Raw genomic sequence first — 15,131 nt, 5'->3', positions numbered from 1 at the left:
CTCAGACCCTGTCGCCGCTGTAAATGCTAGCGATGCCGAAGGTGAGTTCCCGGACCCGGACATCGCAAAAACCGGTCTCGGCGATCATGCGGGAGAACTCCGTCGGGGAGGGGAACTCCAGTACCGAGTCGGGCAGGTATTTGTAGGCGTTGTAGCGTGAGAACAGTCCGCCGATCATCGGCAACAACCTGCGGAAGTAGAAGTAGTAGATTTGCCTGAACAGGGCCGAGCGCGGCGTGGAGAACTCCAGGATGATCAGTCTGCCGCCCGGTTTCAGCACCCGTCGCATCTCCGCCAGCCCCATTCGCCTGTCCACCACATTCCTGATTCCGAATGCAATGGTAACCGAATCAAAGGTGCCGTCCGCAAAAGGGAGCGCTTCGCAGGGGGCCACCTGGAAGTCGATCCGTCCGGCGTAGGGGGAGCTGGCCACCTTCTCTTGTCCCAGCTCGACCATCTCCCGGCAGAAGTCGGCTCCCGTTATGCGCACTGATGGCGGCGTTCTGCGTGCGATCTCCAGCGCCACGTCACCGGTGCCGGTGGCCACATCCAGGATCCTCGACCCCTCGTCATAGTGGAGCAGTTGCACCGCCTTTGTGCGCCAGCGCCGATCGATGCCGAAGCTGAGCAGTCGGTTGAGGAAGTCATAGCGTGGTGCGATGGCGCCGAACATCTGTTGGATTCTCTCGCCTTTTTCGGAAAGCCTGAACATGATTTGCACAACCTTGTACGGAAGTATGATGATATATAGCTGATTTTTGCCTTGTAGCATACTCGGAGCAGAGAACACCAGCAAAAACGGCTTCTGCCCGCGTGAAGCCCCGCGATCCGCTGACCTGCCTCAGGGGCGCAAGTTACGCATTGAAAGGGAGTCTGACCCGTGGCGCCACCATTCATCCGCATTCAGGATATTGCCGACATCCTGATCATGACCTTCCTCCTGTACCAGCTCTACTCCTGGTTCTATCGCACCCGTGCCATGCAGGTCCTGCTGGGGCTGGGCGTGGTGACCCTGATCTACTTCGCCACCCGCTTTCTCGGGCTGTATATGACCAGCTGGATACTCCAGGAGCTGGGCACGGTCCTGATCATCCTGCTGATCGTGGTGTTCCAGGCGGAGATCCGCCAGGCGCTCTACCGCTTCAGTCTGTTGCGCCACCTGTTCGAGCGGCGCAATGAAGTGCGTCCCAGTCCCTTTCAGGATATTGTTGAAACCCTCTTCTGTCTGGCTGCCAAGCGCACCGGAGCGCTTCTGGTCTTCGAGCGCAACGACCCGTTGGGTGATCTGATGCTGAACGGTGTCAAGATGGACTGTCGCATCAGTTCCCAGATCCTGGAGACCGTCTTCACCGACGGCACTCCGCTCCACGACGGCGCGGCCCTGGTCCGCGGCGAGCGCATTGCCGTGGCTTCCTGCCACCTGCCGCTGTCGGTCAATCCGGAAATCCCCCAGTACCTGGGGACGCGCCATCGCGCGGCCCTGGGGCTCTCCGAGCGCACCGACGCCGTGGTGGCCGTGGTTTCCGAGGAGCGCGGTACGGTGTCGCTGGCAGTGGGCACCGAACTGCGCCCCTACGACACTCCGGGAGAACTGATCGCGGCCCTGGAAGGGCTGTTCGCTCCGCATCTTGAAAAGCCGCATATCACCCACGGCCTGCACCTGTTCAGCAATCTGATGCCGAAAACGGCAATCCTGCTGATTGTGGCTACGCTTTGGGCACTGATCAGTTCGCGACAGGGACAGATCATCACGGTAAGCGCTCCGGTCAGGCTGCACGGCATACCGGATCGCCTGGCCTTGGTGCGCAGCGCTCCCGAAGAGGTGGATGTACAGCTCAAGTCGTTTTCCATCCTGACGCCGCTCCCCTCCAAGCTGGATATTTCCGCCGACATAGACCTCTCCTCCGTCCGCCAGGGACAGGCCAATGTCAGGGTCAAGAACACCGATTTCAGGCTCCCCTCGGGAATGGAGGTAACGTCTGTCACGCCCTCATCCATCAGGGTGGTGACCGATCGCAAGGAGCGCAGAAGGGTGCCGGTGCGGGTGGCATTACGCAGAAACACGGGGCACGGATTGCGGGGAATGAAAATCGTGGCTGACCCGGACTGGGTCGAGGTTGAGGGGCCGGCGGCCCAGGTTCAACGCATCGATGCGGTTGTTACCGAGGAAGTGGATGCCGGCCGTCTGATCAGGGGGCAGGACTATCGCCGGAGCCTGCTGCCGCCGGATAACAATATATCCGTTCTGCGGGACGAACCGGTTGTCGTGCGACTGATTTCTCGTGAAAAAAAATAATAATTCGGATTGCTTGGCCTGCTTGATGCATGGCAAAACAGGGCTGGAAGGACATTGCAATTGACTTTGCATACTTTTTGTTATATAGAGTATAGCCATGTTGGTTAAAAATAGAACAAAAAGGAGGAGGAATGATACATAAACGGTACATATTACTGTCACTCTGTCTTGTTGCCCTTGCCTTGCCCCAGCTTGCCCTGGCGTCCAAAACGCATGTTGTCCGCAAGAGCGAATCTCTCCATACAATCGCCCGCAAATATCACGTCTCCGTCGCTGAACTCAAATCGGTCAACAACCTGAGCGGAATCAGGATCGACAAGGGTGCGCGACTGATCATCCCTTCCGATTCCTCGAACCGCTCAAAAAAAATAAAAATGGCCGAAAAAGCCCATGTCTATCGGGTTGTCAAGGGGGATACCCTGCCGAGGGTCGCCCGCAAGACAGGAATCCGCATGGCCGAACTGCGCCGTTTGAACGGCCTTAAGGGCAACAGGGTCAAGCCGGGGCAGGTGCTGGCCCTGAACGCGTCACGTCCGCTGGCCGATGATGCGCCGATGGCGGCAGCGGTGGCCACTGATCGACTCAAGATGGTCAACAGGGATCTGCTCAATGAGCAGGAGTTCAGCGATACCCTGGCTGAACTGACCGACATCGACAGCGATCGTCCGGTCGACCTGGCAAAGAACCTCGAAGACAGCAGCAGTATCAGCAAAATCAAGAATACCGCCTACAGTTTCCTGGGGGCGCGTTACCGCTTTGGCGGCACCAGTCGCACTGCCCTTGACTGCTCCAGTTTCATTCAGCAGGTGTTTCGCGACCACAATATCAGTCTTCCCCGTACCGCCCGTGAGCAGTTCTATGCAGGGGCGGAGGTGCCGCGCGGCGACCTGCAGAAGGGTGATCTGGTCTTCTTCCAGACCTATGCCCGTTTCCCGTCCCATGTGGGCATCTACCTGGGCAATCGCAAGATGATCCACGCTTCGTCCCGTGAACGTCGCGTGGTGATCTCCTCCATGGACACCCCCTACTACCTCTCCCGTTTCCTGGGCGCCCGGCGTGTCGGCCTCGGCCAGAAGGGGTTTGACGACTTCAATGAATTGCTGTCCGGTGTGGAGGAGGAGCGCGAGAGTGATGTGATGGCCAACGACACCCTCGGACTGTCGCTGACCATGAACAACTGATTCCGCGCCCTGTTTGCGTAGCCGTATCCAACGATCCGGGCCCCATGGCCCGGATTTTTTTTAGCCGGTATATCCATGACTGTCCTTCTGGCCTACATATCCGCTTCTCGCGACCGCGACGATCCCCACATCTCCCTGCTTCCCACAGGACTCTGCTCCCTGCAGGCCTGTCTGCGGGAAGTAGGTTTCGATGCGCTCCTGGCCAATTTCTCCGCCTGGTCCGCTTCCCGGATCGAGGCTTCGCTCAGGGAGATTCGGCCGCGGCTCCTGGTCATCTCCCAGTGGACCCACAACCGCCACGCATCCCTGGAACTGGCCCACGTCGCACGCCGCCTTGATCCCGAATGTGTCATTGTCATGGGGGGGGGACATGCCAGCTTCCAGTACGACGAGGTCCTGGGCCAGGGCTCACCCGTTGACCTGGTGATCCGCGGAGAGGGGGAGGCCACGCTGCTGGAGCTTGCAGAGCGCCTCCGGGAAGGGGGCGACTGGAGCGGCCTGGCAGGCATAGCTTTTCGGCGCGACGACCGGGTCGAGGTCACGCGACAGCGTGTACTGCTGGCGGACCTGGATGCGCTCCCCTTCGCCTCCCGGTATCTGGAACACTCCCGGGGAGTGGATATCCCGCTGCAGGCCGAATTCATGATCACCGCCCGCGGCTGCCCCTCCTCCTGCACCTTCTGCAGCTCTCCCGGCTTCTGGATGCGTCGCGTCCGCTTCCGTTCTCCAGAGAACATGCTGGAGGAGATCCTGTTCATCCGCCAGCGCTACGGTCTGATCTACTTCTCCCTGCGGGACGACACCTTCACGGCTGACCGTCGGCGCGCCCTGGAATTCTGCCGCCTTCTGATCCGCTCCAGAGCCCATATCCTCTGGAATTGCCAGTCCCGGGTCACCAGTCTGGATGAGGAACTGCTGGTCTGGATGAAGCGGGCAGGGTGTGAATGCGTTCAGATCGGCGTGGAATCGGGTTCGCCCCGGATCCTCTCCCTGTTGGGCAAGCAGATCACGCCGGCCCAGGTGGAAGCTGCGGCTGCCGCGGTCAAAAAAGTCGGCATCAGCCTCTCGGTCTACCTGATCAGCAGTATCCCGGGCGAGACCGACGACGACCTGGACGCCAGCATTGCCCTGATGAAGCGCATCCGGCCGGATGACGGTTATGTCTCCCCCCTGGCCTACTTTCCGGGCACGCGGTTGTTCCAGGAGGCGGTCAGCGCCGGGAGGGTGCCGGTGAATATCTTTGCGACCAGCCGGGAGGCGGCCGTCTACGCGGCAGGGAAGCCACAGCGGCCGCCGGCAAGGCTGCTGCGCGCGCTGACCGGCAGGCCGGAGCGGGACGGACGCTGCTTTGAGCGCCAGAAACGAGCACTGGGCTACTGCTATGCGACCAACGTGCTGGCGGGAGAGTATTTCCTGCGTCGGGGGGATCCGGGAACTGCCGAGCGCGAGTTCAGGGAGATCGTCGCCCGGGAGCCGGACAACCCCTGGGGATGGTACCTGCTGGGAGACCTGCTGGCCGAGCAGGGGAAACAGCGGGGAGCTGCCGACTGCTATTGCCGTGTGCTCAAGCTGGTCCCCAACCATGGCCCCTCGCTGGCGGCTCTGGGGAAATGAAAAAGCGGGGCCATTACCGGCCCCGCTCGTTTAACCTTTCCTACCTGTTTACCCTATTTCACCACCCTGATCCCCGGCACGAAGGATACCCGCTCCAGGTCCCGGTTGAGGGTCTTGCTGTGAAATTTCTCCATGACCGGCGCCTCGGGATATTCGATGCTGTTTCCCACGCTCACCTTCACCTCGGGCATGGCCAGCCAGAGTTTCTCCCCCTTCTCGTCAACCAGTTCCAGGAATGTCTTGCCGTCCCTGCTTATGACCTGGGTTACCCTGGCCTTCTTGCCGACCCCTGGGGGGAGGTCCTGGGCCTTCATGCCGGCATGGGGATTGTCACCCGCCTGGCCGACCTGGGGGTGGCCGGGCGGGAGCTGGCCGGGTGCCGGTGCGGTTGCCGGTGCGGTTGCCGGTGCGGTTGCCGCCGGTTTGTTCGGCTGCTCGATTACCGGCCTGGAGTTGCATCCGCTCATGGTGAGTGCTGCGATGGAGAGTATCAGTGGGATCGATCTGTTCACCTGGCCACCTCCTGGGTTAAAGATTGACAACCATTACCACGTTTGGGTTCAGGATTCCACGGAAAAGAGCAGCGTTGCGGCCATGCTCCCTTTCGTTGTCGCTTGCCGTTGATTCTATCTGCTTGCCGGCGAAGGAACGCCCAGGTCAAGGGTGCTTGGTACGTGCCGTCCGCATGCCAACCGTTGTGATGGTGCTATACTTGCTGGAACGAGGCGGGGTGCCGGCCTGGACGGGGAGCCCCGCGGATTTTCACGCACAAGGAGGAATACCATGAAACGGAATATGATCATTGTCGCGGCCCTGGCAACCCTTCTGATTCCGTCCCTCGCCCGGGCGGAGCCCCCACGGCCGGGCCCCTACGTCTCCTGGTTCGTGGGGGTGACGGTGCCCCAGGATAGGAACGCCCATAGCTACGATTCCTGGGGATCCTACAATGACCGAGTGGAGTTCGATCCGGGAATCGACGTGGGGGGGAGTGCCGGCTATGACTTCGGCTATGTCCGCCTGGAGGGTGAACTCTCCTACAAGGGAGCGGAGATCGATTCGGTTTATGATGCCACCAGCGATATCAGGTATCACGATCTGGATGGCTCCCTGAGTGCATTCGCGGTCATGGCCAACTGCTACTTCGACCTGCACAACGATACTCCGGTGACCCCCTACCTTGGCGGTGGCATCGGGTTCGCCACCCTCTACCTGGACGATACGTCCGGTGTCTCCAACGGGGTGCGCTGGTCTTTGTACGATTCCGACGATGATACGGTCTTCGCCTATCAGATCGGCGCCGGGATTGATATCAGCATCAACCGCTATTTCTCCCTGGATGTGGGCTACCGCTACTTCGCCACCGACAAGGGGAAATTCGACGAGGGGAATGCGGGCACCCGCATGAAATTCGAGAGTCACAATGCCACCCTGGGGCTCAGATTCAAGTTCTGAAAGGAGCGTTTGCCGGCAGGTGACCAAAAAGCCGCTACCCGAAGGGGAGCGGCTTTTTTCTTTCTCGCGCCGGTATACAGCCTCAGTGAGCCGCCGGGTTCTCGCCTTCGTGGCTGCTTCTTTTTAGCAGCAGAAGCAGCGGGATGATGGAGAGGAAGGCGACGCCGATCACCCAGAAGACGTAGTTGAAGGCCAAGGCCCCGGCCTGGCGGCGCACCACCCCGTACATGATGCCCAGGGCGGTCTGGTCGGCCTGGGCGACGGATATCCCCTTCAGTACCAGGGCCTGTTTGAGCTGGCTGAACTTCATCTGCCAGACCGGATCGTAGGGGACGCTGTGGCCGGAGAGAGCGGTCTGGTAGAACTGTTCCCGCCGCGCCAGAATGGTGGCGGCCATGGCGATACCCACGCTGCCGCCGATGTTGCGCAGCAGATTGAACATTCCGGTGGCGTTGCCCATCTCCTGGCGGGAAATGGTGGCCAGGGTCACGGTTGTCAGCGGCACGAAGATCATGGCCAGCCCGACTCCCAGCACCACCCGCGGCCAGACGAAATCGCCGTAGGAGGCCAAGAGGTTCAGGCGCTGCATGAAGAACATGGCTGTTGCGCCTATCACCAGGCCAAGGAAGACGATCTTTCTGCCGTCCCGCTTCTGCAGCATGAGCCCCACCAGCGGCATGGTGATCAGGGTTGCCACGCCGCCCGGCGCCAGCACCATGCCGGCGTCGGTGGCAGAGTAGCCCATCAGGTTCTGCAGGAAGAGCGGGATCATGGTGATGGAGCTGTAGAGGCAGAAGCCGACCACGAACATGATGAAGTTGCCGGCGGAGAAGGAGATGTTCCTGAACAGCCGCAGGTTGATGATCGGATGGTCATGGGTCAGCTCCACCCAGACCAGGGCGACCAGGGAAACCACCATGATGATGCTGAAGGCGATGATGAAGGATGAGTTGAACCAGTCCTCCTGCTGCCCCTTGTCCAGCACCACCTGCAGGGCGCCCATGCCGGTGGTGAGCAACACGAGTCCCCCGTAGTCGATCCGCATGGTTTGTGCGCCCCGCTTCAGGTAGGCGGGGTCGAAGATGAACAGGCCGCACATCACCAGGGCAATCATGCCGATGGGCAGGTTGATGTAGAAGATCCAGCGCCAGTTCAGGTTGTCGGTGATCCAGCCCCCCAGGGCCGGGCCGACGATGGGGCCGAACATGGCGCCCACCCCGAAGATGGCCATGGCCATGCCGCGCTCCCGGGGGGGAAAGGTCTCCATCAGGATGGCCTGGCTGATGGGAATCAGGGCACCCCCGGCAGCCCCCTGGATGATGCGGAACAGAATCAGGGTTGCCAGGGTGGGGGCCGAGCCGCAGAGCAGCGATGCCAGGGTGAACAGGGTGATGCAGGTCATCAGGAAACGCTTGCGGCCGAAGACGCGCGACAGCCAGCCGGTTATGGGGAGCACCACGGCGTTGCTGACCAGGTAGGAGGTCAGCACCCAGGTGATCTCGTCCGTGCCGGCGTTCAGGCTCCCCTGCATGTGCGGCAGGGCCACGTTGGCCACGGAGGTGTCGATGATCTCCATGATGGTGGGGAGCATGACCGTGATGGTGATCAGCCATTTGTTGACGTTTTTTTCAGAGGTCGTTGTCATGGTGTACCGTAGGGGCACCCCTGTGTGGGTGCCCGACAGCGGGCATAAGGGATGTCGTGCCGCAATCCATGTTGCAGGGGGGCGGCCACACGGGGCCGCCCCTACAGGAACGGGACCAGATCCCTCAGTATCTCGCCGGTGGAGCGCTCCACCAGCACGGTGGGGACAACGCTCATCCCCACCCGCAGCAGGTGTTCCGGGTCGCTGTTGTTGTCGATGGAAATCTTGACCGGTATGCGCTGCACCACCTTGACGTAGTTGCCGGTGGCGTTCTCCGGCGGCAGCAGGGAGAACGCCGCACCAGTGCCGGCCATGATGCTGTTCACCCTGCCGGTGAAGCTCCTGTCGGGATAGGCGTCCACGGTAAACTCCACCTTCTGGCCGGGCCTGATATGGGTGAGCTGCCCTTCCTTGTAGTTGGCGATGATCCAGGCGTCCTGCAGCGGCACCAGGGCCATCAGCGGCTGGCCGGCCTGGATGTTGGCTCCCGGTTCCACCGCCTTGCGGGTGATGTAGCCGTTGGTGGGGGCCAGCACCCGGGTATAGGAGAGCCTGAGCCGCGCCTCGTTCAGCAGCGCCTGGCGCTGCCGCACCCTGGCCCTGTTGCCTCCCGGACCTGCCAGGCCTGCCACGGCCTGTGCCTGTTTGAACCCCTCCCGGGCCTCCCTGAGCTGGGACTGCGCCACCCGCTGGGCGGTTCCGAGCCGGTCCAACTGCTCCCGGGGGATCACCTCACGCCGAAAGAGCGCCTCGCCACGCCGCAGGTCCAGATCGGCCTGCTCGGCGCGGGCCCTGGCAAGCTCCACCGTGGCCCGTGCCCCCTCGGCCCGCAACTGCTCGCCGCCGGTCTCGTTCTCGGCCACACTCACCCCTGCCTCGGCCTGGGCCACCTGCACCCGGTAGTCCTCCTGGTCCAGTTCCACCAGCGCATCGCCCTTCCCGACATACTGGTTGTCCTCCACCAGCACCCGCTTGACCGTGCCGGCTACCTTGCAGGAGATGGACACGGTCTTGGCCTCGATGAAGGCGTTGTCGGTCTCGATGTGGCTCTTGCCGTGGATCCACCAGGCGAGGCCGAGCACAAGGCAGACCAGGCCGGCCATCAGCAGTATGATCAGGGCGCGGCGCTTCTTGCCCCCGTTTCCGTTGGGTGTGTCGGGCAATGGTTCCGCCCTGGCCGCTTCCGGCTCCGCCTGGCTCTGGCCCGGCGTGTGCGTCTCTTCCGTCATGATTCATGTCCCTCCATCGGACAGTACAATACTGTTCTTGGCTACAGTTCTCCCAGGGCGCGCCTCAGGCGGGCGGCCGCCACCTGACGGTCGAAAAGGGCCCGGAAATAGTCGGTTCTGGTCTGGGTCAGCAGGGTCTGTGCGTCCAGCACCTCGGTGGCCGTGCCGACCCGCTCTTTATAGCGCTCGTGGTTGATGCGCAGGTTCTCCTGGCTCTGGCGAATGGCGGTCTCGGTCACGGTGATCCGCTCACCCGCAACCCGCAGGTCGTTGCGGGCCGTGGATATCTCCAGTTGCACCTGCGTCTCGCCCTGGCGCAGCAGGTCCTGGCTCCGGGAGAGGTTCCGCGCCGCCCTGTCCCTGGCCGCGGTTGTGGCGAAACCGTCGAACAGGTTTACCTTGAGTCCCACGCCGGCAGACATGATGGTCTGTTCGCGGTACTTGCTGTTATCCACGTATTCCAGGGCCAGGCGGGTGTACAGTTCGGGGAGATAGGCGCTCCTGCTCTCCTTGAGTTCGGCCTGGCTGGCATCCACCCCCTTGCGCAGGGCAAGAATCTCGGGGCGCTTGGTCAGGGCAGCGCTGTCTCCGGTGGGAGCGTCGGTCCTGTCGCCAATACCTGCCTCGCTGCTCAACTCGCCTCGGAATGAGGGGGCGCTGCCGGTCAGGTAGTTCAGCCGCAGCCAGGTGTTGTCCAGGCTGTTGTTCCGGGAGAGCAGGGTCTGGCGGGCCGATGCCAGGCGCACATCGGCCTGCAGGATGTCGTTGCGGGTGACCACCCCCTCGTCGAACAGGGCCTGGGCCATGCGGCGGTGCTGCTCCACCTGGGTGATCTCGTCCCGTGCCGCCTCTACCAGCTGCATCCCCTCAAGGATGCCGAAGTAGACCTCGATAACCTGTAGGGAAACGTCCGTGCGCCGGGCATCGTACCTGCTGCGTATGGCGTCGGCAGTGGCGCGGGCCTGGCTGATGCGCGCCTCCCGTTTGCCGAAGTCGTAGATGGTGTAGAGCGCCTCCAGTCCGCCGTGGGCATAGTCGGAATCCTGCAATTCGGCCACGCGTCCCATGATGATCGCGGCCTGGGGATCCTTTTGCATGGTATAGCCGACCCGGCCGTCCAGGCGGGGATAGCGTGCCGATACGGCCTGGGCTACGTTCTGTTCCGCCATGATCGGTTCCCAGGCCAGCGTTCGCAGTTCGGGGTTGTGCTTTTCCGCTTTTTCGAGGCAGTCCGACAGGGAAAGCGCAGCCCCCCGGGCATGGGACGCCAAGATTAACAGGATGACGAGGGCCAGGCTAACAGGTTGGAACTTCATAGAACCTCCGGTCGGCGCGCATCAGCTCCAGCATCCGTGTCAGCTCATTGGCTTCCTGCCCGTTCAGGCAGCTGGTGATCCTGGCCCGGGCGCGTTGGGCGCAGTCGGACAACGGCTGTTCCAGCTCTTTCCCTTGTCCGGTCAGGTGGATCATGTGGGCGCGGCGGTCCTGGGGGTGCGGTCTGCGCTCCACCAGGGAGAGCTTAACCAGGCGGTCCACCATGCCGCCGATGGTGGAACGGTCGATCTGCCCCTTTTCGGCCAGTTCGGCCTGGGTCAGGCCGTCTTGCTGCCAGAGGAAGGCCAGCAGGCAGAACTGGGGCGGGGTCAGGTCGTACGGTTCGATCTCCTCCCGCAGGATGGCCCAGGCGCGCTGGTAGGCCTTGGAGAGGAGGAACCCGATGCTGTGTTCGATGTCGTACATGGTGAGGGCGTCCTCGTCAGCGGAATTTTTGTGATTATGCATATAATCAGTATGCTGTCAATGTCTCCGTCAGGCAAAAAGCGTTTACTTTAACGGCTCTTTTGCATATCATGCCTGCCATGGCAGAAGCGGCTCCCCTAACCATACGCTCCATGGAACGTTCCGACCTGGACGCCGTCATGGCCATCGAACAGGCCTCCTTTCCCGTTCCCTGGAAGCGCGAGCATTTCCTGCAGGAGATCCACTCCCACCTCTCCTTCCCCTTTGTAGCCCTCTGCGAAGGCGCCCTTGTCGGCTATGTCTGCCCCATGTCGCTGTTCGAGGAGGCGCAGATCATGGATATCGCCGTTGCGCCGGAAGCGCGGGGGAGGGGGGTGGCTTCCCTGCTCCTGGAGCAGGCCATCGCGCTTTCCCGCCAGAGGGGGGCCGAACGTCTGGTCCTGGAGGTTCGTGCATCTAACCTGGCTGCCATCGGGCTGTACGAGCGTTTCGGTTTCCTGCGCTACGCCGTCAGGAAGGGGTATTACGAGGGGAAAGAGGATGCCCTGCTGATGGAGAAGGAGCTGGTCTGACATTTTCCCGATCTCTGCCCGTTTTTGCGCCCGGCCCCCCATTTCATCATTTTCAAGGAGTTACGTTCATGCAGTTCACCTCCATGGTTCTCTCCAATGCCGAGGTCTCGCCCGGCTACCACCGCATGCGCCTGACCGCGCCCCCCGAATTCGCTGCTGCACGGGCGGGGCAGTTCGTCATGGTGCGGGTGGGTGGCGGCATCGATCCGCTGCTGCGGCGCCCCTTCGGCATCTTCGACCTCTCTACCCACACCCCGCTCCACGACGGCGCCGTCAGCCAGCCCTGCTTCGAGATGCTCTACCGGGTGGTGGGCAAGGGGACCGCGCTCCTCTCCACCCTGCACGCCACCGACCGGCTGGATGTTCTCGGCCCCCTGGGAACGGGGTTCGACCTGGGAACACCGGGCGCGGAGAAGCTGCTGGTGGGGGGTGGGGTCGGTCTGGCTCCGCTCTACCTGCTGGCCCGCCACCTGGTCCAGCAGTCGCCGGTGCGCCTGTTCGCCGGCGGCAGGACCAGGGACGACATCCTCTGTATCACGGAATTCGAGCGACTGGGGGTGGAGTGCTACGTGGCCACCGAGGACGGCTCCCTGGGTGAGTGCGGGCTGGTGACCGAGGCTTTGGTCAGCCGTCTGGAGCAGCTGGAAGGTGGGGCGGAGCTCTTCGCCTGCGGACCGCATCCCATGCTTAAGGCCGTGGCTGCCATCGCCGCCTACCACGCTATACCCTGCCAGGTCTCCCTGGAAGGGTACATGGCCTGCGGTGTGGGCGCCTGCCTGGGGTGCGTTACCCCCGGCCACGGGCATACGGCCGAGACCCCCGATTACCGCTGCGTCTGCAAGGAGGGACCGGTCTTTCCGGCCCATGAGCTGGGATGGGAGGAGTGAGACCATGAAGCCAGATATGACCGTCAACCTGGCCGGGCTTGAATTGCGCAATCCGGTGATGACCGCCTCCGGCACCTTCGGCTATGGCCGGGAATTCGCCGATTATGTGGATCTGGAGAAGATCGGCGCCTTCGTCACCAAGGGGCTTTCGCTGAAGCCGCGCCCGGGCAATCCCACCCCGCGCATCGTGGAGACGCCGGGCGGCATGCTCAACGCCATCGGCCTGCAGAACGTGGGCATCGAGGCCTTCATAGCCGAAAAGGTCCCCTTCCTGGCCAGGGTGAACACGCCCGCCATCGTCAACTTCTTCGGCAGCACGCCCGAGGAGTACGCCGAACTGGCCGGCCGGCTGGACGAAATCCCCCAGGTGGCCGGACTGGAGGTCAACATCTCCTGCCCCAACGTGAAGCAGGGGGGGATCGTCTTCGGCACCGACCCGGCCTGTGCCGGCCAGGTGGTCGCGGCCTGCCGCAGGGCCACCAAAAAACCGCTGATCGTCAAGCTCTCCCCCAATGTGACCGATGTGGTGGTCATGGCCCAGGCCTGCGCCGATGCAGGCGCCGATGCCCTGTCGCTGATCAATACCCTGACCGGCATGGCCATCGACCTGAAGAGCCGCAAGCCGGTGCTGGCCAACATCACCGGCGGCCTGTCCGGGCCGGCCATCAAGCCGGTGGCGCTGCGCATGGTCTGGCAGGTGAGCCGGGCGGTTCAGGTGCCGCTCATCGGCATCGGCGGGATCACGAGCGCCACGGACGCCCTGGAGTTCATTCTGGCCGGGGCCAGCGCCGTGCAGGTGGGCACGGCCAGCTTCATCACCCCCTCAGCTAGCCAGGAGATCGCTCAAGGGATGGAACGCTGGCTGGAGGAGCACGGTGTGGCCCGGGTCAGCGACCTGGTCGGCGCGCTGGAGTGTTGATCCGATGATTCTCCCTCCGGATAAATCTAGCTGCCGGATACATGTTCATTCAAAACAGGAGCTATGACCATGACACCACGAACTCTGCGAATCATGCCGCTCGTCGTCTCTTTCTGCCTCATGGCTGCCCTCGGCCATGCCGGCGACTATGTGGGGGCGGTCAGGGTGGAAAAGAGCCTGGTGACCAGCACGGCCGGCAACGGCCAGCCACACCGCTACCTGCGCAGTGACCGGCCGGAGGTGACCGCCATGACCGTGGTGATCCCTCCCGGCGCCGGGACCGGCTGGCATCTGCACAATGTGCCGGTGTACGCCTATGTGCTGTCGGGTACGCTGGTGGTGGAACTGGCCGACAATACGGCGCTGACCTTCAGGCAGGGAGATTACATCGTGGAGGTGCAGGATGTGCCCCACAACGGCAGGAACGTCGGCAGCGATGATGTGCGTCTGGCGGTCTTCTACACCGGTGAAAAGGGGCGCCCCAATGTCACCAGGACGCCGGGACCGGTCACGCCTCCGGAGTTGCTCCGGACGACTCCATGATGCAAATGCTTTGATGTGATGACCGGAGGCTAGGTGTATTTGATTGTGTTCATGGTTTTCTTAGGATTACTGCTTTTGATGTTATTGTTTTGAGTGTAAAGATATTCGACAACAAGAAGGGCGTTGCTTAAGCAACGCCCTTCTTGTATTGTTCTTTTGTTGTGTGACTTATGCTTCTTTGTTCATGCGGCGTTTGCCGAAGGCAGCCAGACCAAGCAGGCCAGCACCAAGAAGCACCATTGTGCCTGGTTCGGGAACCGGAGCAGCGTCACCAGAGACATTGATGTTGTAGCCGGTTGCACCTCCATGGTCTTCCCTCAGAATCTGCATATAATGTGTGCCTGCCGACAATGAGCCGATGTTCAGGGAGTATTCAGACGTTCCTGCACCACCGGGGGCCATCCAACCGTTTAAATACTCTCCGTCAAGCCAGACGTATATACCATTGTCAACTCCAAACTGCGCAAGTACATTGGTGAGTCCTGTAGAACCGGCATTAATGGTATAAACAATGGCTGTTTCTGCGTTAATAGCCCATGTGGATGGTATCGAAGCTAATGACCAGTATGCGTTGAAGCTTGGAGATGCGCTAAGCCAGTTCCCTAAAATTGCATTGGCACTTGAAAGGTTAGGTGCAGGTGACATGTTATTGTATATTGGGTCTCCGGCTCCACTATTTGCTGCGGGAAAATATGAACTTGTGCCATCCAAGATTTGTCCAATGGAAGAGTTGTAATAGCCGCTGGTTGAGTTGTTGATTATGGTGTCGGCAGATGCAGTGCCTGCAAAACTTATAGCAAGTAATCCGGACAACAAACCTGCAACGATACTTTTTTTCATGCCAAACTCCTTGTTAACATTTTTGAACTCAAGGCCTTTTTTAGCAAATAATATGCCAATTGCGTAACATGCCGTTTTGTCAGAAATCTTGCTGATGGTTGAAATGATTGTTGTAAGCAGTGTAAACAATTTCGACATGTTGTTTGGCTGGCTGTGGAATGCTGGGGAATTGATATGGACTTCCTCCTGCCTCGTTGATAAGTTTGCTGCACA

Annotated in this window: 15 protein-coding genes; 8 read left to right on the top strand and 7 right to left on the bottom strand. The window is 61.4% G+C overall.

What is annotated here, in order from left to right; translation table 11 throughout:
* Nucleotide 1 precedes the first annotated feature (1 nt).
* On the bottom strand, nt 2–712 hold the full coding sequence (ubiE, locus tag PPRO_RS13020) for a bifunctional demethylmenaquinone methyltransferase/2-methoxy-6-polyprenyl-1,4-benzoquinol methylase UbiE (protein WP_011736498.1): 711 nt from the start codon (nt 710–712) through the stop codon (nt 2–4).
* Nucleotides 713–880: 168 nt separating this feature from the next.
* Between ubiE and cdaA the strand changes: the two genes are divergently transcribed.
* The 3 genes from cdaA (at nt 881) to PPRO_RS13005 (ending at nt 5,091) form a co-directional block, all read left to right on the top strand.
* Nucleotides 881–2,296 carry a diadenylate cyclase CdaA gene (cdaA, locus tag PPRO_RS13015; RefSeq protein WP_011736497.1) on the top strand — a complete coding sequence of 472 codons (1,416 nt, stop codon included), beginning with the start codon at nt 881–883 and terminating at the stop codon, nt 2,294–2,296.
* 131 nt (nt 2,297–2,427) lie between these two features.
* Entirely contained in the window at nt 2,428–3,477 is a 1,050-nt protein-coding gene (locus tag PPRO_RS13010) for a C40 family peptidase (protein ID WP_011736496.1), read from the top strand.
* A gap of 75 nt (nt 3,478–3,552) precedes the next feature.
* Nucleotides 3,553–5,091 (top strand): B12-binding domain-containing radical SAM protein, encoded by a 1,539-nt coding sequence (locus PPRO_RS13005; protein WP_011736495.1) that lies wholly within the window; start codon nt 3,553–3,555, stop codon nt 5,089–5,091.
* 53 nt (nt 5,092–5,144) lie between these two features.
* Here PPRO_RS13005 and PPRO_RS13000 read toward each other — a convergent pair whose 3' ends face one another.
* Nucleotides 5,145–5,603, bottom strand: coding sequence for a hypothetical protein (locus tag PPRO_RS13000; RefSeq protein WP_011736494.1), 459 nt, complete (start codon nt 5,601–5,603; stop codon nt 5,145–5,147).
* A gap of 271 nt (nt 5,604–5,874) precedes the next feature.
* Here PPRO_RS13000 and PPRO_RS12995 point away from each other — a divergent pair, with 271 nt between their 5' ends.
* Entirely contained in the window at nt 5,875–6,543 is a 669-nt protein-coding gene (locus PPRO_RS12995; protein WP_011736493.1) for an outer membrane protein, read from the top strand.
* An 82-nt stretch (nt 6,544–6,625) separates the two neighbouring features.
* Here the strand turns inward: PPRO_RS12995 and PPRO_RS12990 are convergent, their stop codons facing one another.
* The 4 genes from PPRO_RS12990 to PPRO_RS12975 all read right to left on the bottom strand — a co-directional run bounded on the left by PPRO_RS12990 (nt 6,626) and on the right by PPRO_RS12975 (nt 11,199).
* Nucleotides 6,626–8,188, bottom strand: coding sequence for a DHA2 family efflux MFS transporter permease subunit (locus PPRO_RS12990; RefSeq protein WP_011736492.1), 1,563 nt, complete (start codon nt 8,186–8,188; stop codon nt 6,626–6,628).
* Between the two features lie 101 nt (nt 8,189–8,289).
* Nucleotides 8,290–9,417 carry an HlyD family secretion protein gene (locus PPRO_RS12985; protein ID WP_011736491.1) on the bottom strand — a complete coding sequence of 376 codons (1,128 nt, stop codon included), beginning with the start codon at nt 9,415–9,417 and terminating at the stop codon, nt 8,290–8,292.
* A 41-nt stretch (nt 9,418–9,458) separates the two neighbouring features.
* Nucleotides 9,459–10,733 carry a TolC family protein gene (locus tag PPRO_RS12980; protein ID WP_011736490.1) on the bottom strand — a complete coding sequence of 425 codons (1,275 nt, stop codon included), beginning with the start codon at nt 10,731–10,733 and terminating at the stop codon, nt 9,459–9,461.
* Nucleotides 10,714–11,199 (bottom strand): MarR family winged helix-turn-helix transcriptional regulator, encoded by a 486-nt coding sequence (locus PPRO_RS12975; protein WP_011736489.1) that lies wholly within the window; start codon nt 11,197–11,199, stop codon nt 10,714–10,716. The genes PPRO_RS12980 and PPRO_RS12975 overlap by 20 nt, the downstream gene beginning before the upstream one ends.
* Nucleotides 11,200–11,267: 68 nt before the next feature.
* On the opposite strand from PPRO_RS12975, the gene rimI reads away from it, so the two are divergent.
* The 4 genes from rimI (at nt 11,268) to PPRO_RS12955 (ending at nt 14,078) form a co-directional block, all read left to right on the top strand.
* Nucleotides 11,268–11,729, top strand: coding sequence for a ribosomal protein S18-alanine N-acetyltransferase (gene rimI, locus PPRO_RS12970; RefSeq protein WP_011736488.1), 462 nt, complete (start codon nt 11,268–11,270; stop codon nt 11,727–11,729).
* 68 nt (nt 11,730–11,797) lie between these two features.
* Nucleotides 11,798–12,616, top strand: coding sequence for a dihydroorotate dehydrogenase electron transfer subunit (locus PPRO_RS12965; protein ID WP_011736487.1), 819 nt, complete (start codon nt 11,798–11,800; stop codon nt 12,614–12,616).
* Nucleotides 12,617–12,620: 4 nt separating this feature from the next.
* On the top strand, nt 12,621–13,535 hold the full coding sequence (locus PPRO_RS12960; RefSeq protein ID WP_011736486.1) for a dihydroorotate dehydrogenase: 915 nt from the start codon (nt 12,621–12,623) through the stop codon (nt 13,533–13,535).
* Nucleotides 13,536–13,604: 69 nt separating this feature from the next.
* Nucleotides 13,605–14,078, top strand: coding sequence for a cupin domain-containing protein (locus PPRO_RS12955; protein WP_011736485.1), 474 nt, complete (start codon nt 13,605–13,607; stop codon nt 14,076–14,078).
* Nucleotides 14,079–14,246: 168 nt separating this feature from the next.
* Here PPRO_RS12955 and PPRO_RS21540 read toward each other — a convergent pair whose 3' ends face one another.
* Nucleotides 14,247–15,056 (bottom strand): PEP-CTERM sorting domain-containing protein, encoded by an 810-nt coding sequence (locus tag PPRO_RS21540; protein WP_083761257.1) that lies wholly within the window; start codon nt 15,054–15,056, stop codon nt 14,247–14,249.
* Nucleotides 15,057–15,131 lie beyond the last annotated feature (75 nt).

Source organism: Pelobacter propionicus DSM 2379, from assembly GCF_000015045.1.
Lineage (GTDB): Bacteria > Desulfobacterota > Desulfuromonadia > Geobacterales > Pseudopelobacteraceae > Pseudopelobacter > Pseudopelobacter propionicus.
Note: the sequence above shows the minus strand (reverse complement) of the source record. Positions and strands in the feature narration are given on the sequence as shown.